29 protein-coding genes are annotated in these 24,468 nt (G+C 36.2%); 13 read left to right on the top strand and 16 right to left on the bottom strand.

Annotated elements, in window-relative coordinates:
- The first annotated feature begins 63 nt into the window (after nt 1-63).
- From zapE to CDG55_RS08205, 3 genes are all read left to right on the top strand, one after another.
- A complete protein-coding gene (gene zapE / locus CDG55_RS08195) occupies nt 64-1,209 on the top strand; it encodes a cell division protein ZapE (protein WP_005159962.1) in 1,146 nt (381 codons plus the stop codon).
- 285 nt (nt 1,210-1,494) lie between these two features.
- Complete coding sequence (locus tag CDG55_RS08200) at nt 1,495-3,657, top strand: malate synthase G (RefSeq protein WP_087535836.1); 2,163 nt, start codon at nt 1,495-1,497, stop codon at nt 3,655-3,657.
- A 62-nt stretch (nt 3,658-3,719) separates the two neighbouring features.
- The gene (locus CDG55_RS08205; protein WP_087535835.1) at nt 3,720-4,388 is read left to right on the top strand and encodes an SOS response-associated peptidase; all 669 of its coding nucleotides are present in this window, start codon (nt 3,720-3,722) and stop codon (nt 4,386-4,388) included.
- 45 nt (nt 4,389-4,433) lie between these two features.
- On the opposite strand, the gene CDG55_RS08210 is transcribed toward CDG55_RS08205, so the two are convergent.
- Nucleotides 4,434-4,898 carry a MarR family winged helix-turn-helix transcriptional regulator gene (locus tag CDG55_RS08210; protein ID WP_004662340.1) on the bottom strand — a complete coding sequence of 155 codons (465 nt, stop codon included), beginning with the start codon at nt 4,896-4,898 and terminating at the stop codon, nt 4,434-4,436.
- 700 nt (nt 4,899-5,598) lie between these two features.
- On the bottom strand, nt 5,599-6,456 hold the full coding sequence (locus tag CDG55_RS08215) for an alpha/beta fold hydrolase (protein WP_087535834.1): 858 nt from the start codon (nt 6,454-6,456) through the stop codon (nt 5,599-5,601).
- A 133-nt stretch (nt 6,457-6,589) separates the two neighbouring features.
- On the opposite strand from CDG55_RS08215, the gene CDG55_RS08220 reads away from it, so the two are divergent.
- A complete protein-coding gene (locus CDG55_RS08220; RefSeq protein WP_087535833.1) occupies nt 6,590-7,045 on the top strand; it encodes a hypothetical protein in 456 nt (151 codons plus the stop codon).
- Nucleotides 7,046-7,077: 32 nt separating this feature from the next.
- Here the strand turns inward: CDG55_RS08220 and CDG55_RS08225 are convergent, their stop codons facing one another.
- Nucleotides 7,078-7,320 (bottom strand): hypothetical protein, encoded by a 243-nt coding sequence (locus CDG55_RS08225; RefSeq protein WP_005159983.1) that lies wholly within the window; start codon nt 7,318-7,320, stop codon nt 7,078-7,080.
- Between the two features lie 403 nt (nt 7,321-7,723).
- A complete protein-coding gene (gene brnQ / locus CDG55_RS08230) occupies nt 7,724-9,034 on the bottom strand; it encodes a branched-chain amino acid transport system II carrier protein (RefSeq protein WP_087535832.1) in 1,311 nt (436 codons plus the stop codon).
- 351 nt (nt 9,035-9,385) lie between these two features.
- Here brnQ and map point away from each other — a divergent pair, with 351 nt between their 5' ends.
- Nucleotides 9,386-10,180 (top strand): type I methionyl aminopeptidase, encoded by a 795-nt coding sequence (gene map / locus CDG55_RS08235; protein WP_087535831.1) that lies wholly within the window; start codon nt 9,386-9,388, stop codon nt 10,178-10,180.
- Nucleotides 10,181-10,206: 26 nt separating this feature from the next.
- Here map and CDG55_RS08240 read toward each other — a convergent pair whose 3' ends face one another.
- Together CDG55_RS08240 and CDG55_RS08245 are read right to left on the bottom strand one after the other, a co-directional pair.
- Complete coding sequence (locus CDG55_RS08240) at nt 10,207-11,124, bottom strand: LysR family transcriptional regulator (RefSeq protein WP_087535830.1); 918 nt, start codon at nt 11,122-11,124, stop codon at nt 10,207-10,209.
- A 54-nt stretch (nt 11,125-11,178) separates the two neighbouring features.
- The gene (locus CDG55_RS08245; protein WP_087535829.1) at nt 11,179-11,604 is read right to left on the bottom strand and encodes an HD domain-containing protein; all 426 of its coding nucleotides are present in this window, start codon (nt 11,602-11,604) and stop codon (nt 11,179-11,181) included.
- 80 nt (nt 11,605-11,684) lie between these two features.
- On the opposite strand from CDG55_RS08245, the gene CDG55_RS08250 reads away from it, so the two are divergent.
- Nucleotides 11,685-12,008 (top strand): hypothetical protein, encoded by a 324-nt coding sequence (locus tag CDG55_RS08250; protein ID WP_087535828.1) that lies wholly within the window; start codon nt 11,685-11,687, stop codon nt 12,006-12,008.
- A gap of 51 nt (nt 12,009-12,059) precedes the next feature.
- Here the strand turns inward: CDG55_RS08250 and grxD are convergent, their stop codons facing one another.
- On the bottom strand, nt 12,060-12,401 hold the full coding sequence (grxD, locus tag CDG55_RS08255) for a Grx4 family monothiol glutaredoxin (protein ID WP_004662328.1): 342 nt from the start codon (nt 12,399-12,401) through the stop codon (nt 12,060-12,062).
- A gap of 163 nt (nt 12,402-12,564) precedes the next feature.
- Here grxD and CDG55_RS08260 point away from each other — a divergent pair, with 163 nt between their 5' ends.
- Nucleotides 12,565-13,779 carry an aspartate aminotransferase family protein gene (locus CDG55_RS08260; protein WP_087535827.1) on the top strand — a complete coding sequence of 405 codons (1,215 nt, stop codon included), beginning with the start codon at nt 12,565-12,567 and terminating at the stop codon, nt 13,777-13,779.
- 57 nt (nt 13,780-13,836) lie between these two features.
- Here CDG55_RS08260 and CDG55_RS08265 read toward each other — a convergent pair whose 3' ends face one another.
- The 3 genes from CDG55_RS08265 to CDG55_RS08275 form a co-directional block, all read right to left on the bottom strand.
- Nucleotides 13,837-14,268 (bottom strand): CBS domain-containing protein, encoded by a 432-nt coding sequence (locus tag CDG55_RS08265; protein WP_087535826.1) that lies wholly within the window; start codon nt 14,266-14,268, stop codon nt 13,837-13,839.
- A gap of 139 nt (nt 14,269-14,407) precedes the next feature.
- A complete protein-coding gene (locus CDG55_RS08270; protein ID WP_005160000.1) occupies nt 14,408-14,779 on the bottom strand; it encodes a DUF2750 domain-containing protein in 372 nt (123 codons plus the stop codon).
- Between the two features lie 301 nt (nt 14,780-15,080).
- Nucleotides 15,081-15,314, bottom strand: a complete 234-nt coding sequence (locus CDG55_RS08275) for a hypothetical protein (RefSeq protein WP_004662320.1) — start codon at nt 15,312-15,314, stop codon at nt 15,081-15,083.
- Between the two features lie 233 nt (nt 15,315-15,547).
- On the opposite strand from CDG55_RS08275, the gene CDG55_RS08280 reads away from it, so the two are divergent.
- The 6 genes from CDG55_RS08280 to CDG55_RS08305 all read left to right on the top strand — a co-directional run bounded on the left by CDG55_RS08280 (nt 15,548) and on the right by CDG55_RS08305 (nt 19,838).
- On the top strand, nt 15,548-15,907 hold the full coding sequence (locus tag CDG55_RS08280; protein WP_087535825.1) for a hypothetical protein: 360 nt from the start codon (nt 15,548-15,550) through the stop codon (nt 15,905-15,907).
- Nucleotides 15,908-16,014: 107 nt separating this feature from the next.
- Nucleotides 16,015-16,344, top strand: a complete 330-nt coding sequence (locus CDG55_RS08285) for a hypothetical protein (protein ID WP_005160011.1) — start codon at nt 16,015-16,017, stop codon at nt 16,342-16,344.
- A gap of 120 nt (nt 16,345-16,464) precedes the next feature.
- Entirely contained in the window at nt 16,465-17,583 is a 1,119-nt protein-coding gene (gene ftsY / locus CDG55_RS08290) for a signal recognition particle-docking protein FtsY (protein ID WP_087535824.1), read from the top strand.
- A gap of 175 nt (nt 17,584-17,758) precedes the next feature.
- Complete coding sequence (locus tag CDG55_RS08295; RefSeq protein ID WP_087535823.1) at nt 17,759-18,355, top strand: nitroreductase family protein; 597 nt, start codon at nt 17,759-17,761, stop codon at nt 18,353-18,355.
- A 222-nt stretch (nt 18,356-18,577) separates the two neighbouring features.
- Nucleotides 18,578-19,255 (top strand): DUF2057 domain-containing protein, encoded by a 678-nt coding sequence (locus tag CDG55_RS08300; protein ID WP_046738866.1) that lies wholly within the window; start codon nt 18,578-18,580, stop codon nt 19,253-19,255.
- Between the two features lie 61 nt (nt 19,256-19,316).
- The gene (locus CDG55_RS08305) at nt 19,317-19,838 is read left to right on the top strand and encodes a GNAT family N-acetyltransferase (RefSeq protein WP_005216416.1); all 522 of its coding nucleotides are present in this window, start codon (nt 19,317-19,319) and stop codon (nt 19,836-19,838) included.
- A gap of 133 nt (nt 19,839-19,971) precedes the next feature.
- On the opposite strand, the gene CDG55_RS08310 is transcribed toward CDG55_RS08305, so the two are convergent.
- The 6 genes from CDG55_RS08310 to CDG55_RS08335 form a co-directional block, all read right to left on the bottom strand.
- Nucleotides 19,972-20,268, bottom strand: coding sequence for a cyd operon YbgE family protein (locus tag CDG55_RS08310; protein WP_087535822.1), 297 nt, complete (start codon nt 20,266-20,268; stop codon nt 19,972-19,974).
- A 4-nt stretch (nt 20,269-20,272) separates the two neighbouring features.
- The gene (gene cydX, locus CDG55_RS08315; RefSeq protein WP_002120988.1) at nt 20,273-20,374 is read right to left on the bottom strand and encodes a cytochrome bd-I oxidase subunit CydX; all 102 of its coding nucleotides are present in this window, start codon (nt 20,372-20,374) and stop codon (nt 20,273-20,275) included.
- Nucleotides 20,375-20,388: 14 nt separating this feature from the next.
- Nucleotides 20,389-21,534 (bottom strand): cytochrome d ubiquinol oxidase subunit II, encoded by a 1,146-nt coding sequence (gene cydB / locus CDG55_RS08320; protein ID WP_004662310.1) that lies wholly within the window; start codon nt 21,532-21,534, stop codon nt 20,389-20,391.
- The gene (locus CDG55_RS08325; protein ID WP_004662309.1) at nt 21,531-23,108 is read right to left on the bottom strand and encodes a cytochrome ubiquinol oxidase subunit I; all 1,578 of its coding nucleotides are present in this window, start codon (nt 23,106-23,108) and stop codon (nt 21,531-21,533) included. The genes cydB and CDG55_RS08325 overlap by 4 nt, the downstream gene beginning before the upstream one ends.
- Nucleotides 23,108-23,299, bottom strand: a complete 192-nt coding sequence (gene cydP, locus CDG55_RS08330) for a cytochrome oxidase putative small subunit CydP (RefSeq protein ID WP_004662308.1) — start codon at nt 23,297-23,299, stop codon at nt 23,108-23,110. Before cydP ends, CDG55_RS08325 begins: the two co-directional genes overlap by 1 nt.
- Nucleotides 23,300-23,848: 549 nt before the next feature.
- Nucleotides 23,849-24,460 (bottom strand): OB-fold-containig protein, encoded by a 612-nt coding sequence (locus CDG55_RS08335; RefSeq protein WP_161793994.1) that lies wholly within the window; start codon nt 24,458-24,460, stop codon nt 23,849-23,851.
- Nucleotides 24,461-24,468: the final 8 nt, after the last annotated feature.

Raw genomic sequence — 24,468 nt, forward strand, 5'->3', positions numbered from 1 at the left:
TCTAATGCCTTTGGACTTAATGTTCGATATAATTTTCACCAATTAAAATTGTAATAACACCTTATGTTAAATTCTAAACCAGACTCACATAGCACTTCATTTATGCCGATCTCACCTGCGGAGCGTTATGCTCAAGCAATCGAATCAGGTCAATTTATGCCAGATGAAGCTCAAGCTCAGGCAGTGCAAGAGTTAGATCGAGTATGGAAAGAGTTGCTTACTCGTTATAAAGCCTCAAAGAAAGCGTTTAGACGTTTCCGTCGTCAAACCTACCCAAAAGGTGTTTATATGTGGGGTGGTGTAGGACGTGGGAAAACATGGTTGATGGATCAATTTTATGAGTCAGTTCCATTTCGCCGCAAAACACGCATGCATTTTCACCATTTTATGCAACATGTCCATAAAGAATTGAATAAGCTTTCAGGTCAACGTAATCCATTAGATTCTGTTGCTGATCAGATTTATAAAAATGCGGTTGTCATTTGTTTTGATGAGTTTTTTGTATCAAATGTGACCGATGCAATGATTATTAGTGATTTATTTCAAAAGTTATTTGAACGTGGCGTCACGTTGATTGCAACGTCTAATATTGCACCAGAAGGTCTCTATAAAAATGGTATCCATCGTGACCGTTTTCTTCCTACAATTGAATTGGTTCAAAAAAACTGTACGGTTCTGAATGTAGATGCTGGTGTTGATTATCGTTTGCGTGTTTTGAAGCAGGCTCAATTATTCAAACATCCATTGAGTAATGATGCTCAATCATGGATGTATGAGCGTTTTCAAGCGCTGACACAGACACAAACGCTCTTTAATACACCTATCATGATTAACAATCGTATTGTAGAAACGCTTGGGCATACAGAAGATGTATTATGGTGTGAATTCTCTGAGTTATGTTTTAAACCACGTAGTCCAGCTGATTTCATTGAAATTGCTAATATTTACAACACGGTACTGGTAAGTAACGTGCCGCATTTAACTGATTTTCTCTCAGAAGGAACCCGTCGCTTTATTTATTTAGTGGATGAGTTTTATGATCGTGGTGTGAAATTACTTTTAACTTCAGAAGATTCAATTATTGATCTTTATGAAGGTCAAAAATTAGCATTTGAAATTGAACGAACACGTTCACGTTTATTAGAAATGCAATCCGATGATTATCTGCATTCAGAGCATCGTCAAATTCAGGTTTCAAAAACTTCATAAATTATAAAGGCATTCTCAGGAATGTCTTTTTTATAAATTCATATAGAGAAAGCTTTATTCTTAATTGAATTTTGTTATAACTAAATGAGTTTTAAAAAGTGAGTATGTCGCAGAATAGAAGTAGCTAGATCAAAACTTGGTTTTGGTGTTTATAAAAATTATATTTGTCAATACTTAGACTAAGAAAATGCTTACTATTTAGCAATGTGATATTACTATTCAGGCTAGTATAAATCGGTATACTAGGTTTCTTGTTATAAAAAGTTAGCATCATCAGGAAAGACAATGACTGTACGTATTCAACAAGGCAAGCTAGCGATTGCTAAAGAACTTTACGATTTCATCGAAAATGAAGCTTTACCAGGCTCTGGTTTAGACAGTGAAACTTACTGGAAAAATTTCGAGCAAGTCGTTGTCGATCTTAGCCCAAAGAATAAAGCACTATTAGCTAAGCGTGATGAAATTCAAGCTAAGATTGATGAATGGCATCGTAATAATGAATTTGAGTTAAATGCGTATAAAGCATTTTTAACTGAGATTGGTTACTTAGTACCAGAAGTTGCTGATTTCCAAGTAACGACTGAAAATGTAGATGAAGAAATTGCATTATTAGCTGGTCCTCAGCTTGTTGTGCCAGTACGTAATGCACGCTATTGCTTAAATGCTGCGAATGCACGTTGGGGTTCATTATATGATGCACTTTACGGTACTGATGTAATTTCTGAAGAAAATGGTGCAGAGAAAGGTAAGGGATACAACCCAGTCCGTGGCGATAAAGTAATTGCTTTCGCTAAAGATTTTCTTAATCAAACATTCCCACTTGCTCAAGGCTCTCATGCCGATGCAACTAAATATGCAGTTGATCACAATCGTTTAGTTGTAACTTTAAAAGATGGTTCAACAACCTCTTTGGCTCATGAAGTTCAATTTGTTGGCTTTAATGGCGATGCTGCAAACCCAACTGAAATCGTTTTATTAAATAATGGCTTGCACGTTATTATTGATATCGATGCAAATAGCCCAATCGGTAAAACTGATGCGGCTGGCGTTAAAGATTTAACTCTAGAAGCTGCTATTACAACGATCCAAGATTTAGAAGACTCAGTTGCAGCTGTTGATGCAGAAGAGAAAGTTGAAGGCTATCGTAACTGGTTAGGTTTAATGAAGGGTGACTTGCAAGAGTCAATTGAGAAAAATGGTAAAACCATTACTCGTGCATTAAACAAAGACCGTACAGTTCAGAACTTAATTGGCGGTACTACAACGCTACATGGTCGTTCATTAATGCTTCTTCGTAACGTTGGTCATTTAATGACTAACCCTGCGATCCTTGTAGATGGCCAAGAAGTATTTGAAGGTATTATGGATGCATTAGTTACTCCATTACTTACAATTACAGATATTCGTGGCGAAAACGAAAATAAGAACTCTCGTAAAGGTTCTATGTATATCGTTAAACCAAAAATGCATGGTCCAGAAGAAGTTGCATTTGCAGTTGAATTATTTGAGCGTGCAGAACAAGCACTCGGTTTACCTGCAAAAACTCTCAAAATCGGTATCATGGATGAAGAACGTCGTACTTCAGTTAATTTGAAAAACTGTATCGCAGCTGCAAAAGACCGTACAATTTTCATTAACACTGGTTTTATGGATCGTACGGGTGATGAAATCCATACGTCTATGGAAGCAGCGCCAATGGTACGTAAAGAAGCTGTTAAAGCTCAGAAATGGATTGCTGCTTACGAAAATCGTAACGTTGCAATTGGTTTGGCTTGTGGTTTACAAGGTAAAGCGCAAATTGGTAAAGGCATGTGGCCAAAACCAGATAGCATGAAAGATATGTTGGCGACTAAGACAGCGCATCCAAATGCGGGTGCTTCTTGTGCATGGGTTCCATCACCTACAGGTGCTGTACTTCATGCAATGCATTATCATCAAATTAATGTAAAAGCACGTCAAGACGAATTGGCTGCTGAAGATATGTTGACTTTGGATGATTTGTTAACACCTCCTTTTGCTCCTGAAACTAACTGGACAGCAGAAGAACTAAACAACGAACTTGAAAATAACTGTCAAGGTATCTTAGGTTATGTTGTTCGTTGGGTTGATTTAGGTGTTGGATGTTCTAAAGTTCCAGATATCAACAACGTTGGTTTGATGGAAGACCGTGCAACTTTACGTATTTCTTCTCAGCATGTTGCAAACTGGTTGCGTCACGGTATCGTAACGAAAGAACAAGTTGAAGAAGTGCTTAAACGTATGGCTGTGATTGTTGATCAGCAAAATGCCAATGATCCGCTTTATACACCAATGGCACCAAATTTTGATGGTATTGCATTCCAAGCTGCCGCTGATTTGATCTTCAAAGGTGCTGAGCAACCTTCTGGTTATACAGAGCCATTGTTACACGCTGCGCGTTTAAAACTTAAAGGTTATACAGGTGATTAATTTCATCTAAAATAAAAAGCCTCCTCGGAGGCTTTTTTATTAAGTAAGGTGCTTGTGATTTTATGTGTGCTAACTACAAACCAGTAACACTTGAGCAATTACAACAACTTGAACTACCACTTGTTCCTTTTAACTATCTCGATGAGATTTATCCAAGTTATAAAACACCGTTATTATTTAAATCTGAACATGGATTGGAGTGGAGAGAAGTATTATTTGGTTTAGTGCCGAAATGGGCAGAGGATATTAACAGCTCTAAACGTGCTTATAATGCTAGACATGAGACCATTTTTGAGAAACCAAGCTTTCAGGAGGCAGCTTATAAATGCAAGTTCGGTATAATTCCAGTCACTGAGTTTTATGAAAGTAAATATATTGGAAATAAACCTCAACGATGGGGTGTAAGGCGTAAAGATGGCAGAGCCTTTTTTATTGCTGCACTTTATGAAATTTGTAAAATCAATAATCAAATTATTCGTTCAGCAGCGATGCTTACAATGGACGCAGTCGATCATCCGATGATGAAAGAATTTCATGAACCTGGCGATATAAAAAGCTCAGTTGTCATCATTCCACATGATCGTCTTGATGATTGGTTGAGTTTAAAACAACCACATCAAATGATTCAATTTATGCAAGGGTTTCCAGTCGAAGAGTTTGAATGTTTACATGTACCTAAGGCAAAAATAGCAAAACAAACACCCCAGTTAAATATGTTTGATCTTTTCTAAATAAAAAAGGTTTCTAATAAGAAACCTTTTTTTATATTTTATCAATCAACGAGCAAGATTTTTAAACATATGTTTTAAAATTTCCATCGTCTTTTCAATTTGCAACGGCGTTAATCCATCAAATGATTGTTCTAATATTACAGAGGTTAGATCATTAATTTTAGTAATCATTTCTGTACCCTTATCAGTAAGATAAACGCGAGTAATACGACCATCTTCTTTACATGAATAAGTTTCAATATATCCCTCATCTTTAAGGCGATATACGATTTTCGTGGTTGTAGACATTTTAGAAATCACCATGTCTGAAAGTTCAGACACGCTTGCATGTGGTTTGACATTCAATGCAATTAAAATACGACGGCGAGAGTTGTCTAAACCATACTTCTTAAGTACATTATCGATATTTTGAACGTACTGTGCATTTACTTGAGAAATCCAGAAATAAGGAAAGTCTTCTAAGTTAAATGTTTCTGATGTAGGTAAAAAACGCGCATATTTTTTAGGCATTAAGTTATTTCCTATGCTTGTTACACAGAGTTGTCAGATGCAACTCCTAAATTCCATGAAATGTCTACAATTTATACGCTAGAAAAATGATGAAATCTAATTTTTCTAACATTCCATTTATAACAAATCTTCCTAAAAATGGTTGTATAACCATCTTTGCTTAGGATAGGGGTATCATCATGTAAACTACATAAAACTGTTATTAATGATGGTCTTACCTATCCATCTTACCCCAATTGTATTTCTACAGTGTTGCATTGTAGCTTATTTGTAGAACAAATGTATTGTAGAAAATAAATACAAATTATGACGTGACTTTTTTATAAAAGATTCTGTCTAAAATGTCATATAGCTTTAAAATTATTACATTTGTAAAATAAAATAATCAAAAAAACAAATTAAATACATATATTTGAATTTAACATTTGGTTAAAAATTAAAATCCATAGTGCTGCTAAAAAAGTTGAATAAATACATTCTTTATCACATTTAATCATTATTAGTTAATTAATTTGCTTAAAAAGAATACAAATGTAGTTTTATTATTTAATTTTATATTGTTAAAAAATAATTCATTGTAAAAAACTTCTACTTAGTTGTGTCATTCATAGTTTATGTAAATAATTGTAAATTAAAAAGGCGCATCTAAATAGGATTACAAATTTAGATGCGCAAAAGGGTAAAGCTGTGAGTTTAGGGATTACATTCTCAGTTCTTTTTCTAATACGGGCCATAATTTCTGATGTGATTTTTTGAACATCAGCATATGTCCAATTTGTTTGTAACCATATTGTTGTGGTTTCAATTCAATCAAATTGGTTTGAGCATTAGGATAAAGTCTGAGTAAATCTTTAACATTTGCCTGTGTTGCGATTTCATCATCACTTGCCCAAATTGATGTAATCGGACAGACAATCTCTTGGTGATAATCAGCAAAAATACTTTTACCAATTGCATTCATGACATAACCAGGTTGACTACAAAATTCAGCCCATTGTTTTGCTACATTTTTAGGTAAATTTTCACCCATACCAATAAATTGTGTTGCACCGTATCCTTTAATAGCACTGGATATTGGGAAAATGACATTAAACATTAATGGAGCAAGAAGTTTAGTTTTTCCTTTTAAGCCTTTTACATGACCTGTTGAACCAGCGATTGCGACAACTTTAGCAACTTGTTGATGGTTAGGATTGATTCCAAGTAATTGACCACCGGCACTATGTCCCAAAATAATCACTTGTTCAGCTTGAGCGCGGTTTAAGAGGGTCTCGATGGCTGCGGGAATATCTAATAAACCCCAATCATTGATACTGGCATTCGAATTTTTCAGTGCCCCATGTAAAGATTGACCTATTCCTCTAAAGTCAAAACTTAAGACCTTGTAGCCTTGTTGATTTAACCATTCAGCAAATGAGTGATAAAAAGCTTTGGTAATACCTGTTGCGGGACAAATTAGAATCGGAAATGGTTTAGTGGCATCACTTGCTGGATAATACTGCGCTGCAAGTTGGTAACCATCTTTACAACTGATCCAAAATGATTCAAATGTAGTCATTTGAGAAATACTCTTGTCTAGACATATTTCCAGTTTATACAAGTTCCAAAAAGAAACTCGTTTAAAAAATGACTTAAAAGTCAAATTTTATGTAATATAGCTATTTTTGGAAAAACAATTTGGGGAAAAGGGAATGTTAATTTTAACCAGTGCAACCAAATTGGCGATCATTTTTAGTGGAATATTTCTTTGGATAGGGATGCTAACTGGTGTTTGGAAGTATTATCAAATTAGAAATACAGAGCTTGCACGTGCACATTATTATGTCGATATTGCACATCGCAGTAGTTTGCTTTATGCCGCTGCGAGTTTAATCTTGGCTGCATTAAGTTATTTTACAAGTTTATCGGATAGTTTGAGTCTATTTTGCGTTGTGGCGAATTTATTCTTTTTCTCAATGTCAATTTTGGTCTATATCATTCATGGAATGTTAAAAGATACAACGAATCAGTTTAAGCAACCGCATAAGTTGGGGCAGTGGTCGATTCCAAGATGGTGTATGACATTTTTAATGTTGAGTTTAATAATGGTCGAATTAGGTGCTACAGCAGTATTACTATTAGGAACAATCTTAAAATTTACCAGTTAGAAAAATGGATGATTACTCATCCATTTCTTATATTAAAAATTCTTTTGGCGCTCAGCACTTATCTGTCGAAACTTTCGATCAATAATCCCCCACGTACAAAAGGCTAAAGAGACGATCAAAGCGTATGCAAAATATTCAGGTTTTAAATTACCCTTAATAGTGCCTTGCAATAACAGCGTCGCCATTAATGCAAATGTCGTAATTGCATATACGATGGAATCATTGGTCTTTAGAGTGTCAATGAAGACTTGCTTGTTGAAATGTAATGAGAACATCTCCATCCCTCCTTGAGTAGTGATGACAAAAGCTAATCGTTTTTGTCAGAATTAAGATTAAAGTTGTACTTTGATTTTTTTAGTATTTCAATAGCTAATTTCACTATTTTTTAAATAAATTTATGAATGTATTGATTTCTATATAGATTAAACATTTTTTGGGTGTATTAAGATTATTTTTATTATGAATAGTGGTATTGGTTTTTTACAATTTGAAAAAGTTGCTGAAAAGATGTTTTTGTGATTCAGATCAAATACAGTGTGAATAATACGGGTAGAGGTAGATACAAATAAGATAAAAAAATAATTTGTCGTAAACAAAAAATGTAAGTTGGATAAAAGAACATTTTTTGTATAGCTAAAATTATGTTTGGGTAAAACATCATTTTAACGACAAATCATTTCAATTTTGAGAAGCAGTACTGCTAGAGAATCGATCTACAGCAATTGCGATAACGAGTACGACCAATGAAGGCAATAACCAAGCAAGGTTCTGTTCATTCAACGGTAAATTATTAATGAATTGAGGGAGTTGTTCAGAGAATCCAGCCGCTTTGAGTGCTTCAATAATGCCAAAAAGAAAAGCAACAGCAGTAACAGAGCTCACGACAGTTGAAGGTTTATTCCAATATTTCCAGAAGAAACTCATCATAATCACAACAATCGCTGGTGGATAAATTGCACTCAACACTGGAACAGAGAACGCAATTAGTTTTGTTAAGCCTAAATTAGAAATTAATAATGAAAATCCAATTAAGATAAAAACTAATAATTTATACGGTAAGCCTGTTAATTCAGTGAAATATTCTGCACATGCACAGGTAAGGCCAATTGCAGTTACCATACAGGCAAGAAAAATCAAACCAGCTAAAAACAACGAACCTAGATCACCAAAGGCGTGTTGTACATAAGCATGCAGAATTACTGCACCATTCGCTGCATTCGCCGCAACTTCATGGCTACCTAATCCAAGTTTAAATAGGCTGATATATACTAGTGTTAAACCTACACCAGCAATTAAACTCGCGATAATCGCATATTTGGTGATCAGCTTTGAATCTGTCACCCCACGAGACTGAATCGCTTGAATAATCACAATACCGAAGACTAAGGCACCCAAAGTATCCATCGTTAAATAGCCGTTTACGAAGCCTTCAGAAACAGGACTAGTCACATACTTATGGATTGGTGGAGAAATATAGCCAGTAGGGATAAGGATTGCTGCAATACCAAGAACCGCTAGAGCAGCAATTTTTAAAGGAGCTAAGACGTGACCTACTGTATCTAATAATTTATTCGGGTAAAGCGAGATCACAGTGACAAGTGTAAAATAAATAACACTATAAATCAGTAGACTGCTATTTGATGTACCAAAATATGGAGCAAATCCTATTTCATAAGAAACAGTTGCAGTACGTGGTGTGGCAAATAATGGTCCAACAGACAAATAACAGACAATCGTGAGGAGTAAGCTAAAAAAGCGTCCAAGTGGCGAGCTGATAATTTCAATAGAGCCTTGCATACGAGACAAAGCCATAATGGTAATTACAGGTAGACCGACTGCGGTAATTAAGAATCCAAAAGCAGCGAGCCAAACATGCTCACCTGCTTGTTGCGCAACGATAGGGGGGAAAATAATATTGCCAGCACCAATGAAGAGTGCAAAGGTCATGAAACCGAGAGCAATAATATCTCCTGTACGAAGATGGTTCATAAAAGGGAGGTATAAAATAAAAGTGCGGATTCTAGAACAAATTTGTAGTCATTTGAAACTAATTTTATGTGAAATTTGGTTTATTTTTGTCTAATAAGAAATGATTAAAATCATATAATTAGCATTGGTAAACTTAATTTATTGAAAAGATTTTAAAAGTAAAAAATATAGCCCTTTATACTTTTTTACTATGATGCCGATTGAAATTAAATGTAAAATAATAGCAACCGTTCAATCTTAAAACGATTGAAGATTTTTGTACGACAGCGTACAACTGTTGAAATACGAGATGCAGTACAAAAATGAATCTGCATGTTGCATTAACCTATATTTAAATAAGGAAAATCTCGAATGAGAGCTTCTACTGTGACGATTAAATCTGAGCAAGATATTGAGAAATTACGTATCTCAGGACGTTTAGCGGCACAAGTATTAGAAATGATTGGTGATTATATTAAGCCCGGCGTTTCAACTGAATATTTAGACGATATTTGCAACGACTATATCGTAAATACTTTGCAGGTGATTCCAGCCAATGTGGGATATCACGGTTTTACCAAGACGACATGTATTTCAGTCAATGAAGAAGTGTGCCATGCAATTCCTTCCGCAAAGAAAATTTTGCAAGATGGCGATATATTAAATATCGATGTTGCTGTAATCAAAGATGGTTATTTTGGGGATACCAGCCGCATGTATTTTGTGGGCGAGCCGAGCCCAGAAGCCAAGAAACTGGTGGAAACAACTTATGAAGCCATGCTTGCAGGGATTCATACGGTAAAACCAGGTGCGACACTTGGTGATATTGGTTATGCAATTCAATCTGTTGCGCAACGTGAAGGTTATAGTATTGTCCGAGAATATTGTGGTCATGGTATTGGTCGTATCTATCATGAACAGCCGAATATTTTGCATTATGGTCAAAAAGGACAGGGCATGACCTTGAAAAAGGGTATGGTATTTACGATTGAACCGATGGTGAATGCTGGTAAACGGCATGTGAAAGAACTGAATGACGGATGGACTGTGGTGACACAAGATAAGTCCTTATCAGCGCAATGGGAACATATGATTGTTGTTACTGATGATGGTTTTGAGTTGTTAACACCTTGGCCAAATGGAACAGGACACTATCCAGCGGTATAATGTATTTAAAAAAGAGCTTGAATGATTCAAGCTCTTTTTTTATTCGGTGATTCTGTTAATTGTTCTACTAAATAATCGATAAAGACTCGTACAGCGGGTAATAGACCTCTACGTGATGGATAAACGGCATGGAAAATACCATGTGGGGCAGTCCATTCAGGTAAAACTTTGACCAATTGCCCTGATTTTGTGAAATCTTGTGCAATACTATCTGGTAATAAAGCAATTCCACAATTTTGACTTGCCAATTCCGCGAGCATCAACAAATTCGAACCCATAATGACAGGATTTACTTTAATTTTCTTTTGTTGATTTTCAGGTCCAAATAATAAAAAGTGTTGATCTAGATGTTCTTCGGACATACTGATAATACGATGCTCAGATAATTGTTCTGGCGTTGTTAAATGACCGAATTCATTTAAATAAGCTTGACTAGCAAATAGACGTTGCTCAATTGCTGTAAACTGACGCAAAACTAAATTAGGGTCATCGTCTAGCTTAGAGCGAACACGTAAGGCGAGATCAACGCCTTCGTTAATTACATCAATTCTGCGATTGCTTACCATCATTTGAACCCGAACTTCAGGGTACCTCTTTAAAAAGCTCGGTAATATTTTCGCCATTTGATTTTGTGCAATATCAACTGGAACACTGACTTTAATTACACCGCGTGGTTCGCTACTTAAGTGATTGACAACATCATGTGCAGCTTGGGCTGCATTCATCATCACTTGAGCATGACGATAAACATCCATACCAATATCGGTAACGGCAAAGTGTCGTGAACTACGTTGAATTAAGCGTACACCCAGCTGTTCTTCGAGATTATAAACTCTGCGACTTAATTTGGATTTAGGAATATCAGTTGCTCTTTCAGCCGCACTAAAACCACCATGTTCGACAACAAGGGCAAAGCAATAAAAATCATCTAAATCCGTTAGCATTACGCTATAAACTCCAGCTTTTGTGATTAGGGTGAATCATTATAAAAGAGATTATTAAACATTTTGGAGTAATAAATCTCGAACCTGTTGGTATTCTTTCAAACACTCAAAATCTTTGACTGTTGGTGATTGAATGCGAGATAAGTCCATATTGTCATTGATATCTGCTAATTTAACAACACGTGCGATTGGATTTTGTCGCGCTCGTTGAGCTGCTTCTAGACGAGTTTCTCCTTGTTTTTTAGTGAGTGCGACGATTGCGTCAATGATATGCTCTTGAAAACCGAATTGGTATAAATCTTCAATCGTTGTTTCTGTATCTTCTAAAATATCATGTAAAACGGCCACAATTTTATGTTCAATTGTAGGAACATTTAACATGACTCTTAATGGATGCAATATATAAGGGGCATTTGCTTTATCTACTTGCCCTTCATGTTGTTTTGCAGCTAGTGAAATCGCTTGTTCAAGTGTTGCCATAATTTAAATCCCTGTTATTCAGATAGATTCACAGATCATATTCTTTTAAACTAAATCCAAATTTTCTATGCTTTAAAATTATGACATATCAACTTATAAACGTTATCGATGCGACTCAAAACATTGCATGTCCATATTGTCATCAAGCTGTTTTAGATTGCGAACAAGAACAGTATGTTCAGCCGTGTGAGCATACTTTATTCATGGCTATGGATTTAGGTTTTGAATTTATTGCTGATCGTTTTGAAGAAGTTCTACCACAGTCGGTTGATGAAATTCATGAAGATCCAAGTATGAATATTTATGAGACGATCACTCAGGCAGACTATCCAAACATGCAAATTTACAAAGCCGATTTAGGGGTGGAAGGTATGTTTCGGTATGTTGGTTTTAGCTTAAACTAAAACTCATTGTAATAAAAAAGCCAATCATTTGATTGGCTTTCATTTTTTAGCTTATGCTTCAGGAGCAGGGCTATACTGTTCAACTAATGGCTTTAACTCACCATTTTGGAACATTTCAAGCATGATATCGCTACCACCAATGAGCTCGCCGTTTACCCATAATTGTGGGAAAGTAGGCCAGTTAGCAATTTGAGGTAATGTTGTACGAATATCTTGATTTTCCAAGATATTTACATAGGCAAATGGGCGACCAATTTGGCTAAGTGCTTCAACTGCACGCGCAGAAAAACCACATTGCGGAAATTGTGGAGTGCCTTTCATGTAAAGTAAAACAGGGTGTTTCGCAATTTGATCACGAATTAACGCTACTGTATCACGCGCTTGTTCCGTCATAGATAGATCCTCAACTAATCTTCGTAAATTATATACTGAAAAACAGTTTTGCGGCTATTGCTAAAGATTTTTCTTATATAAATGTGAGTTTGAGCTTTCAATCTACTCAAGTTTTTGCTTATATAACTTTTTTCACCACAACTAATGATAGATTGAGTTTGTTATGACTAATATCACTCTTGCTCCTGTGCAACCTGATCAACCATCACATCTTATGGCAACTTATGGTCGCCAAGCGATCAGCTTTGTACGAGGACGAGGGGCGTATTTATATACAGCGGATGGTACGGAATATTTGGATGCCTTAACAGGTATTGCTGTTTGTGGTTTAGGGCATGCACACCCAGTGATTGCGGAAGCGATTGCTGAGCAAGCTGCAACTTTAGTGCATACCAGTAACTTATTCGAAATTCCTTGGCAAACTGCTGCAGCTCAAAAACTTGCACAAGTTTCTGGAATGGAAGAAATTTTCTTCTCAAACAGTGGCGCTGAGTCAAATGAAGGTGCGATCAAAATTGCACGTAAATTTGGTTCTAAACAAGGCATTAGCAATCCTAAAATTATTGTTGCTGAACAATCTTTTCACGGTCGTACTTTGGCGACCTTATCTGCGACAGGCAATAAAAAAGTTCAAGAAGGTTTTGCACCTTTGGTTGAAGGCTTTATTCGTGTGCCATTTGGTGATGTTGAAGCGATTCAAGAGGCAGCTATCAATCATCCAGATATCGTTGCAATCTTGATTGAACCAATTCAAGGTGAAGGTGGTGTCAATACAGCACCGCAGGGTTTTAGTTACCTCGAGGAAGTTCGTGCTTTATGTAATCAGCATAATTGGTTAATGATGCTTGATGAAATTCAAACAGGGAATGGACGTACAGGTAAATACTTTGCTTATCAACATACGAACATTATTCCTGATGTCATGACCACTGCGAAGGGTTTAGGAAATGGTTTCCCTGTTGGTGCAGTAATGACACAGGGTAAAGCGGTAGGCTTACTCGGTGCAGGCAGCCATGGTTCAACATATGGCGGTACAGTACTTGGCTCACGTGTGGTTTACACTGTACTTGATACGCTTGAAAATGAAAATGCCGTTGAAAATGCAGCCGTGGTTGGAGCCTATATTGTTGATCAACTACGAGCTCAATTGATTGATCAAAATGTACAGGTGCGTGGTTTTGGTATGATGATTGGTGTTCAATTACCAAAAGATTGTGCTGAACTAGTTGCTATTGCACGTGATCAATATAAGTTGATTATTAATGTAACGGCAGGTTCGGTAGTACGTTTATTACCACCATTAAACCTGACTCAAGCTCAGGCTGATGAATTGTTGAAGCGTCTTGTACCTGCAATTCAAGGCTTTTTAGCAGCGTAATGACGTATTAGTCATACAATAAAAAAGGGCAATTTGAATTGCCCTTTTTTGCGGCGATTAGCCTGAAATATATTGTTGAAGTTGTTCGATAAGAACGCGTTGATCTTCCATTGCTGCTTTCACCAAGTCACCAATTGAGATAAAACCCACCAACTTTTCTTGATCCAATACAGGTAAATGACGTAAATGACGATCGGTCATGAGCTGTAGACATTCTTCTACCGTATGGTTCAAGCCGACTGAAATGACCTTGGATGTCATAATGTCCGAGACAAGTGTGCTTTCTGAGGTGCGTTCCATCAAGGCGATCTTACGGGTATAGTCACGTTCAGAGAAAATTCCAACCACTTTTTCATCTTCTGCAACCACCAGTGCACCTACACCTTTGTCCGCCATAATTTTAATTGCTTCAAGTACAGTCGCATTTGGCGAAATTGTAAAAATTGATTGTACAGCTTTATTTTTGATGACTTGGGCAACGCTTGTCATTGTTTATCTACCTCTGTTGTATTGTCATTTTCATTTAACTTAACGGTATTTTTTTTAATTGCAAAGTCCTAAATGCACAACAATGATAACTTTCTCTTGTGAATGTCTAAAAAGTCATCATGATTGGTGGGCAAATTTATTACGCCATAACTGGTTCTTGCATAAAAAAGAAATGCTGCATTTGTTGTGTCGAAAGTTTGAATTTGCGATGCGAAGAATTAAATAAAGCAGGCTCTACTTGTAAACGCGTTAAGGTTGGTAATAGTGATTCATGAAAATCTTTAGGTGTAATTTTACGTGGTTTATAATTTTTCCAATTTGATTTTGCGTAACGGTGTGCTTGTACGCCATTCAACCAAAATGGGAATACATGACCATCGTGATCGGACTTGATTGCCCAACCTTGATGATATAAACCCCAAAGTACGCCACAATACATCATTGTTTTTAGAATTGAAATTTTAATCATCAACTCGCGTGATACTGGTTGGAAATTATTAAAACGATACATGTTCGTAAACTAATTTTATTTAAACTCATGTTTAATTATAAGAAATTTATATGGCATTTATGTTTAAACAATTGATCTAAATCGTAAGCAAATATTCTTTTGGGTCAAAATATCATCTTGATTATTCAATCTTTGCATCAGATAAAAGCAATTCAGAAAGACTCTAGAAATATTTTTTTTATTAAAGTTAACACTACCTGAGCAAATCAAAGCTTTGATGCAGCGCAAGTTAGACCTTGGGAGGGAGTGATGTTGTACGTTTTAAGGAGGTATTAAAAAACGCCACCTGAGTGACGTTTTCTTATGCTTGCATTGTTGCTAACTTTTGCCAATATTGAGCTTTCAAAGAATCACGTTCTACTCGAAAACCTTGATAATACAGTTCCGCTAAAAATAATGCTGCTTTACCGTGACCTGCTTGAGCTACTTGTTCAAGCTCTTTCACAGCATCTAGAAAGTTTTTTTGCGATTGAATTGTATTTACTGCATTGGCATACACATGCTCTAGTTCATGTTGTGTAAAATGCTGAATCATATATAACTCCTTATTTTAATTATGATTACTTCAGATTCTATTCAAAGATACTTTACTTTGAACTTAAGTCACTATAACTCTGAATTATGAAATAATTATGACAACATTACTTGAATTGTCAAGTATATTGCGTGTCATTATGTAATTTGTAAGCTTACACGATTAAACACTTCTCGCAAATATTTTTAAGTAAAATCAAAGTGAAAATAATAGAAATAGATAAGGAGAATAATATGTCAAATGTAATTGATGGCTTCAGCTTTGATGTACCGCCAGCAGAAAGCCAAATTATTGCTTTAGCTCACCATCACCGTAAATTACTCGATGAGGCAATCTTTCATCAGGAGATTCACTTAGGTGACTATTGTTTAGCACAGCGTAAAAGAGTTTACGATTTCGCAAGTCATTTAAGCCCTGAACAAAAAGATCGGTTTTATGATATTTACAATGGCGAGTTGGAACGTATTGCTGATGATGATGATTTACATCCAGCTGATGCTGAAAGTGGTGTAGGGATGTTTGCTATATTTTTGACACTCGTGATTATTGCATTCATTCTATATTTCGCCTTTGTCCGTTCGCTGATGAGTTGATTAATATCATATGAGCGTTCAATAAACTTACTAGTGGTGAATTATTGAACGCTACACTTGTCCTAAGCGAGCTAGACACATACACTACATCTAATTCGAGGTAGATTATGCTGTCTATAATTTCTAAACATAAATTTTTACAATCCAAATTAGGGTTGAAAATTGACCAATTTTATAATGCTTTGGTCAGTATCATTATTTTGTCTATTTTTATCCTTGCATTTTATGCATTGAAACTTCCTGTCAATCCTTTGCAATATCAACAAGTACTTCAGTTTTCACAGCAAGCCAGTCATCCTAAAACACAACAAATGGCGGTACATATACTGGAAAATTCTCAGATTCGCCGTGAGGATTATTTAAAGCTTTTGAACGCTTATCAATTTGAATCTAGTCGAATCAAAGAGTATCCAGCGATGGCACAAGAAGATGAGTAAGTTTTAATCGACTCATTTCTATTTATAAATGAACAGTTTGCCTTAGTCAGGAAAAAGAAATCAATTTGTGCTAGACTGACCATCTTTTAAAAAAGCTGCTTTTTTTCTCAAGGAATCGACATGCAACAGCAATCGAATATGCAAAATAAATTCTTGATAAATGCCGATATCGGAGATGACGATGTCACATTACCAAGTTTACCTGCTGTCGATGTTCCCATTATTGAGCCAGTTGCTAAAATTACTGTTGAAACGCCATCATCTGCTGTTGTGGAAGAAACATCTGTTCCTGCTGTTACAGAAGAAGCCAAGTCAACAGGTTTCTTTGGTCGTATGAAGGATGGTTTGACTAAAACGCGCCGTAGCTTTACGGATGGTATGGTCAATATCTTAATTGGTGGCAAAGAAATTGATGATGAGTTATTAGAAGAAGTTGAAGAACAGCTACTCATCGCCGACATTGGTGTCGATGCGACCAAAACTATTATCGCGAATCTTACTGAAAGAACTGCGCGTGGAGATTTAATTTATTCGCATGCGCTCTACAAAGCATTACAAGAAGAGTTGGTTGCATTACTTGCGCCACGTGTAAAACCATTACATATCGATCCAAATAAATCGCCTTATGTGATTTTAATGGTGGGTGTAAATGGCGTAGGTAAAACGACGACCATTGGTAAACTGGCTAAACGTTTACAAGGTGAAGGTAAAAAAGTCATGCTTGCGGCGGGTGATACTTTCCGTGCTGCAGCGACTGAGCAACTACAAATTTGGGGTGAACGTAACGATATTCCAGTTGTCGCTCAGGGGCATGGTGCAGATAGTGCATCGGTTATCTTTGATGCTTTTGAAAGTGCGCGTGCAAAGGGTATTGATGTTCTTATCGCAGATACAGCAGGTCGTTTGCAAAATAAATCAAATCTTATGGAAGAGTTGAAAAAAGTTAAACGTGTGATGCAAAAGATCGATGCAACTGCACCGCATGAAATTATGTTAATTGTAGATGCGGGGACAGGCCAAAATGCAATTAACCAAGTGCAACTGTTTGATGAGGCGGTTGGCTTAACTGGTATTACGATTACTAAACTTGATGGTACAGCGAAAGGTGGTGTGTTATTTAATATCGCGAGCCGTACCCATGTGCCAATTCGTTATATTGGTGTCGGTGAAAAGATTGATGATTTACGCCCATTCTCAGCAAAATCATTTGTTGCGGCATTATTTGAAACTGATAAGTAATTAGTTTATGTTAAAAAGACTCCACTCAATGTGGAGTTTTTTTATAGTTCACAAATAGCATTGTTTCAAAAATAAAACGATCTGTCATGTTTTTTAGACTATTCCTAAAAAATGTATCGTTATACACTACATTCAATCCAAGATAACGCCTTAAAGGTATAGTAGGAATAACAACATGAGTAACTTTCTAAATAGCATTAAATCACGTCGTACCATTTATGCAATTGGTAAAAATCTTACAGTTGACCAAGCAACGATTGAAGAAACAATTCGCGAAGCAGTAAAACAAAGCCCATCATCATTCAACTCACAAACTTCACGTGTTGTAACTTTATATGGTGAATCACACCATAAACTTTGGGAAATTGTTCGCGAAACTTTACGTAAAATGGTTCCAGCAGAAGCATTTGCAAATACTAGCGCGAAAATTGATAGTTTCTCAGCAGGTTTTGGTACAGCGTTATTTTATGAAGATCAAGATGTTGTAAAAGGTTTACAAGAGCAATTCGCACTGTATGCGGATAACTTCCCAGTTTGGTCTGAACATTCAAGTGCGATTGCTCAGTTCGCAACATGGACTGCATTATCTGAAATTGGTGTTGGTGCATCATTACAGCACTATAATCCAATCGTGGATGCCGAAGTTGCTGAAACTTTTGATATTCCATCAAACTGGAAACTACGTGCCCAGTTAGTATTCGGTTCTATTGAAGCAGCTGCTGGCGAAAAAACCTATATGGATGATGCTGCACGTTTCAAAACTTTTAACTAAGTAAATATACGTATCACTAAAAAGAGCACTCAATGTGCTCTTTTTTTATTTAAGGTTTGTATTCGCCAAAAGAACTATGGCGCTTAGCATTAAAACTAATGTATATATCTTAAAAAAGCCAAATTGTTGGAATAGACAGTTTTGTTTTATGTCATAAAATGGTCATAATCGCAGAGCATAGTGCTTACGATTTCATAAATTGTTTATATCGAGAAGAGTCTAATGTCTTTAAGAGTTGGTGTTGCTGCTTTCGGGTTATTATTGAGTAGTTCAGTTTTTTCAGCAGTCACAATCACTGCACCTGAAGAAATCGTGATTCTTGCGGTAAATGGTCAAGAAGTAAATAATGGTTTAATTCCTTCAAAGAAAAATAACTATCAGGTTGATCCTGGGAACTTAACGGTAAATGTTCGTTATCGTGAATATTTTGAACACTTAAATGGTGAACACGATATTGTGAAATCTGGTGTGGTAACAATTCAAACAGCAGATCTTAAAGATAATCAAACTTATAATTTGGCACTCGTAAATGCTCCAAAAGACTTCAGTGAAGCAAAAAAATTTGCTGAACAGCCTACGGTTGCTTTATATGATCAAAGCAAAAAACTTGTAGTACAGCAAACAGGTGCAAATAATGAAGCTCAACCGTGGTTTTCAGGTAACAGTTTGCTAGGTCGTACTTTAGATTTAACGCAAAAAAACAAAAATAATGTCGTGAATCAACCTGCACCCGTATATGCAGCTTCGACAACAAATGTAGCACCTGTTGCTGTAACAGCAACAACGGCAGTATCGGGCAATATAAAAACCACAGATCAGCAACTAGTAGAGTTGTGGCAAAAAGCATCGAAAGCTGAGCGTCAAAAATTTATGGCGTGGTTAGCAGGGCAAACGAACTAATTGCTCCACTGTAAAAGAACCGATGTTATCATCGGTTTTTTATTGAGCGTAAAAAATAGAAATGTCTTTAAACATTAGAAATGCAAATATTGATGATGTAGCGCAATTGGTTGAATTAATCAATTTGGCTTATCGGGCTCAATCTGACCGAAGTTGGACCACTGAAAAAGCATTTGTAGATGGAACACGCATTACCAATGAGCAATTGAGTGAAGACTTGAACCGATCAAATTTTAAACTGTTTGTTGGCGAGAATGAACAAGGTTTGTTAGTTGCTTGTATTGGACTCAGTCTTGATCATAACTCTGTTGAAATTGGAACTTTTGCGATTGATTCATCGGTTCAAAACTTAGGATATGGCAAACAAATGCTCAATTATGTTGAAGCATATGTTGCACAGAGTTGTTTGGAAGTTCGAGATTTAATTATGTATGTCTTGGATGTTCGCTCTGAATTAATCGCATATTATCAGCGTCGTGGTTATCAGATTACAGGTCATATAGAGCCTTATCCTGTAAATGCAAATGTAGGTCAGCCGTTGGTGCCAATTCAGTTAATTGAAATGAAAAAGGTAATCTTATAATCTATTGGTTAAAATTTTTACTATTCAATATTTTAAATTACATTGTAATTACTTTGTGCATTATTAAATGATGATTCTAAACGACATAAAAAGAGGAAGCCATGCTTCCTCTTTTTATTTGATTTGTTAAAGATTAATTACCAATCCAAATATAATAACCTAAGATCATCAGAGGCCATGCAATATAAGGACTAAATAACCATTTCCATAACCAAAATCTTGGTATAAACCCAACACCATGAATAAAACCGCCAGAAATACCGACCATGACGAGCATCAGCATAGTGTGGTTGTAGTGACCATTGGCATCTAACATTAATGATGGGTGTACCAATAAAATAGCAGCAAGTGGCAATGCCAACAGAAACGAAACGGTCATTGCAAGCACTTGAGCTTTACTATTCTTCGGTGTTGTCATTGCTTCAGCCATTTTATTATTCCTCATCTAAATCTTGATGGTGTTCGATATAGAGCGCACTGAGTACACCTGCGAAGCATGCCATCAAAATGCCTAGAATCCATGCAAAATACCACATTTCACATCTCCTCATTAGTACAAACTATGTGAATTTTCTTCAATGTGTTTGTTAGTGATGACACCCCACATTTTGTAATAAGACCAAGAGGTATAGATCAAAATGAGAGGAACAAAAATACAAGCAGCAACAGTCATTACACCAAGAGTTTTGTGACTAGAAACAGCATCCCACATCGTTAAACTTGATGTTGGGTCGATACTTGATGGCAATAAGAATGGGAATAATGCAAAACCAGCAGTTAAGATTGCACCCACAATCATCAGACTCGTACCTGTAAAGCTTGCAGCTGCTTTACGTTTTCCAGCACTAAGAATAACCAATAATGCACCTAGGATTGCAACAATTGGTGCAGCCATAGTAATTGGATAGGTTGAGTAGTTATTCAACCAACCATGGTTTGCATTTGTTACCACTTCTTTTGCAAGTGGGTTTAATGCAGCATTAGTATTAACAGCAGTAGCATAACTATAGCCTGAGATATTTCCAAAGAATAACCAAGCGCCAGCCGCTAAGAAACATACAAGGAATGCGATTGCCATAATTTGAGTTGCTTTAGCCGAACGGTTATGTAGATCACCATCAGTACGAAGCATTAACCATGCACCACCGTGAGCAGATAACATTGATAAACTCACAATACCGCAAATCAGCGCAAATGGATTCAATAATGCAAAGAAGCTGCCTGTGTATTGAGAACGTAAGGTATCGTCTAAGCTAAATGGTACGCCCAAAAATAAGTTACCAAATGCAACACCGAATACTAGTGCTGGTACAGCACCACCAATGCATAGACCCCAATCCCAAGAAGTACGCCATTGGGTATTTTCTAATTTAGAACGGTAGTCAAATCCAACAGGTCTGAGGAATAGCGCAAATAGAACGAGTAGTAATGCCCAATACATGCCAGAGAAAGCGACAGCATAAACCATTGGCCATGCGGCAAAAAGTGCACCACCAGCGGTAATAAACCAAACTTGGTTACCATCCCAGTGTGGTGCAATCGTATTAATTGCAGCACGTCTTTCAGAATCAGTTTTACCTACAAATGGCATCAGCGCCATTGAGCCCATATCAAAACCATCAGTGAGGGCAAAGCCAATCAGTAATACACCAACCAATACCCACCAAATAATTTTTAGGAGTTCATATTCGATCATGATTGAGCCTCCCCAGTTTTTGCAGCTAGTTTTTCAAAATGATATTTACCAGTATGCAACGAACTTGGACCTAAACGAGCAAATTTGATCATTAAGTACATTTCAATAATGAGAAGTACTGTATAGAACGCAGCAAGTGCAATAATTGATCCCCATACATCACCTGTACTAACACTTGATGCAGAGAGGTGTGTAGGCAAGATTTCACCAATAGACCACGGTTGACGACCACCTTCAGCTACATACCAACCTGTTTGAGCTGCAATCCAAGGAAGAGGAAGCGCAAATAGAGCGTATTTAAGTAACCAAGGTTTGTTCTCTGCATTACGTTTTGCAACAGCCCAAGTTGCTAAGATGAATAGCAATAACATCAGGAAGCCAGAAGCAACCATCGCACGGAAAGAGAAGAACAATGCAGCTACGTTTGGAATTGTATCTTTAGTTGCTGCTTTAATATGATCCTCAGTTGCATCAACAACATTTGGAGAATATTTTTTCAATAACAGACCATAACCTAAGTCTTTTTGATTTTTCGCAAATGAAGCCATAAGTTCAGGTGAGCGATCACCAGCACGAAGCTTTTCTAACTCACTATAAGCCACCATACCGTTACGGATACGTACTTCGTGTTCTTTCATCAGATCATGTAAGCCAGTGACTTGTTTGTCTGTAGAACGTGTTGCAATGATACCCATAACATATGGAATCTTAATTGCATAATCTGTACGCATCTCATGTTGGTTAGGAATACCAAATAATGTAAATGCAGCAGGTGCAGGTTCAGTGTGCCATTCAGCTTCGATTGCAGCGAGTTTAGTTTTTTGAACATCGCCTAGCTCATAACCTGATTCGTCACCGAGTAAGATTACAGATAAGCTTGATGCTAAACCAAAGATTGCAGCAATCGCAAAAGAACGACGTGCAAACGGCAAGTCACGTTTTTTTAGTAAATAGTAACTTGAGATCGCAAGAACAAAAATCGCGCCTGTTACATAACCAGCAGAAACGGTATGAACGAATTTAACTTGAGCAACAGGGTTGAAAATCAACGCTCCGAAGTCTACAAGTTCCATACGCATGGTTTCATAGTTAAATGCGGCACCAACAGGGTTTTGCATCCAACCATTTGCGATGAGAATCCACAAGGCTGACATGTTAGAACCAATCGCCACTAACCAAGTTACACCTAAGTGTTGAACTTTAGAAAGACGATCCCAGCCAAAGAAGAATAGACCAATAAAAGTCGATTCTAGGAAGAAAGCCATTAAGCCTTCAATTGCAAGCGGTGCACCAAAGATGTCGCCTACATAGTGAGAATAATAAGCCCAATTGGTACCAAACTGGAATTCCATCGTTAAACCAGTAGTTACACCTAAGGCAAAGTTAATCCCGAAGAGTTTCCCCCAAAATTTGGTCATGTCTTTGTAAATTTCTTTACCAGAAATCACATAAGTGGTTTCCATGATGGCAAGAATAAAAGCTAGACCTAAAGTTAGAGGGACGAAAAGAAAGTGATACATTGCGGTCATTGCAAATTGGAACCGCGAAAGATCGACCACGCTTTCAGAAATCATCAACGTGTCTCCTGAGTTTTGGACATATCGCCAGCAATACGCTCGGCAACTTCATTGTTAAAATCTTTTGGAATCGTTGGGGCATCAAACCAGATATGTTTAATCACCATGAGAAGCACAACTTTAATAATAAGAATGATTGTGATTTCTCTGATTAATCTTCGATTTGGATCTTGAGAACTCATGTTCATAGAACTTCGCCTCATATTTAAAAAACATGTAAAACATTATTAAATAAAATTCATTAAAAATAAACCTTTAAGGGCTTTAAAATGAATTAATGTAATATTATTTATAAAAATCAATTAATTATATAAATTTTGATCAAATTTTGAAAATATTATTATTACCCAACTAAAATAATATGAATTAATTTAAAAAACTGATTAAAACAGTTGTATTTATATTTTTAAATCTGATTAAAAAGGTTTGGTTTATAATTAATTTAAGAAAAATTAAACCAACTAAAATAGTATGGATATAAAAAATATAATATTTACAATCATTTAAGGAATTGATTACATAATTAAGTAATTTTTATAATGGATTCTGCACAAAACCCAGTGTATTGGTAGAGTTTGGTTTAAAAAATGTGTGAAATATCATCCTTCATTTTGGTCTGAAAGTTAGATCAATAGATTGATGAAAATGGAAGAGGGAATTGCAATATTTATAAATTTTCTTTTTGTAACATATTGTAATTTTGAGTTGGGTGATCAAAATTTATAACTAAATAGGTCTTAGTCTGCAGTAAATAACTTATTGGAGATAGAGATTTTTTTTGCAATATAGTGAGAATTTGATTTTTGGCTGATCAGCAGTACTTGTGATTGTAATTCTAATTCGCCGTATTCTGGTTCAACTTGCACGTAATACAGTTGGCCAAACTCATTTCGAACGCGTGCTTGAGCTGAGAAGCCTGGGCGTGCATTACCCGTTGAAATTGTTGCTAAGCGACCCACTAAATTGATATGCGTATGCGTGACTTTAGGTTTAATCACTTGGTCAAGACAATGAATCATAAACACTGTAAAAAAGATGTCGATAATCAAAGCAGGAACAAAAAGATAGTAAGGCGAGATAAAGTAGTGCTGTAAAGCAAAAAATGAAAGCTCTAGAAAATAACCTGCAAAACTAAAATTAATGAGTAAAAATACAAATATTAAGTATTTAGAAAATTTTACATCTAATAGCGGTGAATTTAATAACCACTCTGGTGTCATTTTCTTTACGAGATGACTTGGACGTAACCCAATAAAAATACCAATTGTTTCTGCAATGCTGAGTAAAATCAAAGCCACTACGCTCATGTGAAATGGCATAAGGTAGTAATTTAAAAAAAACTCAGTCATCGCAGAAT

Origin of the sequence: Acinetobacter sp. WCHA45 (genome assembly GCF_002165255.2) — a bacterium.
Lineage (GTDB): Bacteria > Pseudomonadota > Gammaproteobacteria > Pseudomonadales > Moraxellaceae > Acinetobacter.

What these genes read in the sequence shown, in the direction of transcription:
- CDG55_RS08280 (WP_087535825.1), top strand. Translation starts at nt 15,548, where the DNA reads ATGTCAAATGTAATTGATGGCTTCAGCTTTGATGTACCGCCAGCAGAA.
- cydB (WP_004662310.1), bottom strand. Translation starts at nt 21,534, where the DNA reads ATGATCGAATATGAACTCCTAAAAATTATTTGGTGGGTATTGGTTGGT.
- CDG55_RS08335 (WP_161793994.1), bottom strand. Translation starts at nt 24,460, where the DNA reads ATGACTGAGTTTTTTTTAAATTACTACCTTATGCCATTTCACATGAGC.
- CDG55_RS08270 (WP_005160000.1), bottom strand. Translation starts at nt 14,779, where the DNA reads ATGTATCGTTTTAATAATTTCCAACCAGTATCACGCGAGTTGATGATT.
- CDG55_RS08240 (WP_087535830.1), bottom strand. Translation starts at nt 11,124, where the DNA reads ATGCTAACGGATTTAGATGATTTTTATTGCTTTGCCCTTGTTGTCGAA.
- CDG55_RS08205 (WP_087535835.1), top strand. Translation starts at nt 3,720, where the DNA reads ATGTGTGCTAACTACAAACCAGTAACACTTGAGCAATTACAACAACTT.
- CDG55_RS08225 (WP_005159983.1), bottom strand. Translation starts at nt 7,320, where the DNA reads ATGTTCTCATTACATTTCAACAAGCAAGTCTTCATTGACACTCTAAAG.
- CDG55_RS08210 (WP_004662340.1), bottom strand. Translation starts at nt 4,898, where the DNA reads ATGCCTAAAAAATATGCGCGTTTTTTACCTACATCAGAAACATTTAAC.
- CDG55_RS08325 (WP_004662309.1), bottom strand. Translation starts at nt 23,108, where the DNA reads ATGATTTCTGAAAGCGTGGTCGATCTTTCGCGGTTCCAATTTGCAATG.
- CDG55_RS08285 (WP_005160011.1), top strand. Translation starts at nt 16,015, where the DNA reads ATGCTGTCTATAATTTCTAAACATAAATTTTTACAATCCAAATTAGGG.
- ftsY (WP_087535824.1), top strand. Translation starts at nt 16,465, where the DNA reads ATGCAACAGCAATCGAATATGCAAAATAAATTCTTGATAAATGCCGAT.
- zapE (WP_005159962.1), top strand. Translation starts at nt 64, where the DNA reads ATGTTAAATTCTAAACCAGACTCACATAGCACTTCATTTATGCCGATC.
- cydX (WP_002120988.1), bottom strand. Translation starts at nt 20,374, where the DNA reads ATGTGGTATTTTGCATGGATTCTAGGCATTTTGATGGCATGCTTCGCA.
- CDG55_RS08245 (WP_087535829.1), bottom strand. Translation starts at nt 11,604, where the DNA reads ATGGCAACACTTGAACAAGCGATTTCACTAGCTGCAAAACAACATGAA.
- cydP (WP_004662308.1), bottom strand. Translation starts at nt 23,299, where the DNA reads ATGAACATGAGTTCTCAAGATCCAAATCGAAGATTAATCAGAGAAATC.
- CDG55_RS08260 (WP_087535827.1), top strand. Translation starts at nt 12,565, where the DNA reads ATGACTAATATCACTCTTGCTCCTGTGCAACCTGATCAACCATCACAT.
- map (WP_087535831.1), top strand. Translation starts at nt 9,386, where the DNA reads ATGAGAGCTTCTACTGTGACGATTAAATCTGAGCAAGATATTGAGAAA.
- CDG55_RS08295 (WP_087535823.1), top strand. Translation starts at nt 17,759, where the DNA reads ATGAGTAACTTTCTAAATAGCATTAAATCACGTCGTACCATTTATGCA.
- grxD (WP_004662328.1), bottom strand. Translation starts at nt 12,401, where the DNA reads ATGACGGAACAAGCGCGTGATACAGTAGCGTTAATTCGTGATCAAATT.
- CDG55_RS08215 (WP_087535834.1), bottom strand. Translation starts at nt 6,456, where the DNA reads ATGACTACATTTGAATCATTTTGGATCAGTTGTAAAGATGGTTACCAA.
- CDG55_RS08310 (WP_087535822.1), bottom strand. Translation starts at nt 20,268, where the DNA reads ATGGCTGAAGCAATGACAACACCGAAGAATAGTAAAGCTCAAGTGCTT.
- brnQ (WP_087535832.1), bottom strand. Translation starts at nt 9,034, where the DNA reads ATGAACCATCTTCGTACAGGAGATATTATTGCTCTCGGTTTCATGACC.
- CDG55_RS08200 (WP_087535836.1), top strand. Translation starts at nt 1,495, where the DNA reads ATGACTGTACGTATTCAACAAGGCAAGCTAGCGATTGCTAAAGAACTT.
- CDG55_RS08275 (WP_004662320.1), bottom strand. Translation starts at nt 15,314, where the DNA reads ATGATTCAGCATTTTACACAACATGAACTAGAGCATGTGTATGCCAAT.
- CDG55_RS08250 (WP_087535828.1), top strand. Translation starts at nt 11,685, where the DNA reads ATGACATATCAACTTATAAACGTTATCGATGCGACTCAAAACATTGCA.
- CDG55_RS08300 (WP_046738866.1), top strand. Translation starts at nt 18,578, where the DNA reads ATGTCTTTAAGAGTTGGTGTTGCTGCTTTCGGGTTATTATTGAGTAGT.
- CDG55_RS08220 (WP_087535833.1), top strand. Translation starts at nt 6,590, where the DNA reads ATGTTAATTTTAACCAGTGCAACCAAATTGGCGATCATTTTTAGTGGA.
- CDG55_RS08265 (WP_087535826.1), bottom strand. Translation starts at nt 14,268, where the DNA reads ATGACAAGCGTTGCCCAAGTCATCAAAAATAAAGCTGTACAATCAATT.
- CDG55_RS08305 (WP_005216416.1), top strand. Translation starts at nt 19,317, where the DNA reads ATGTCTTTAAACATTAGAAATGCAAATATTGATGATGTAGCGCAATTG.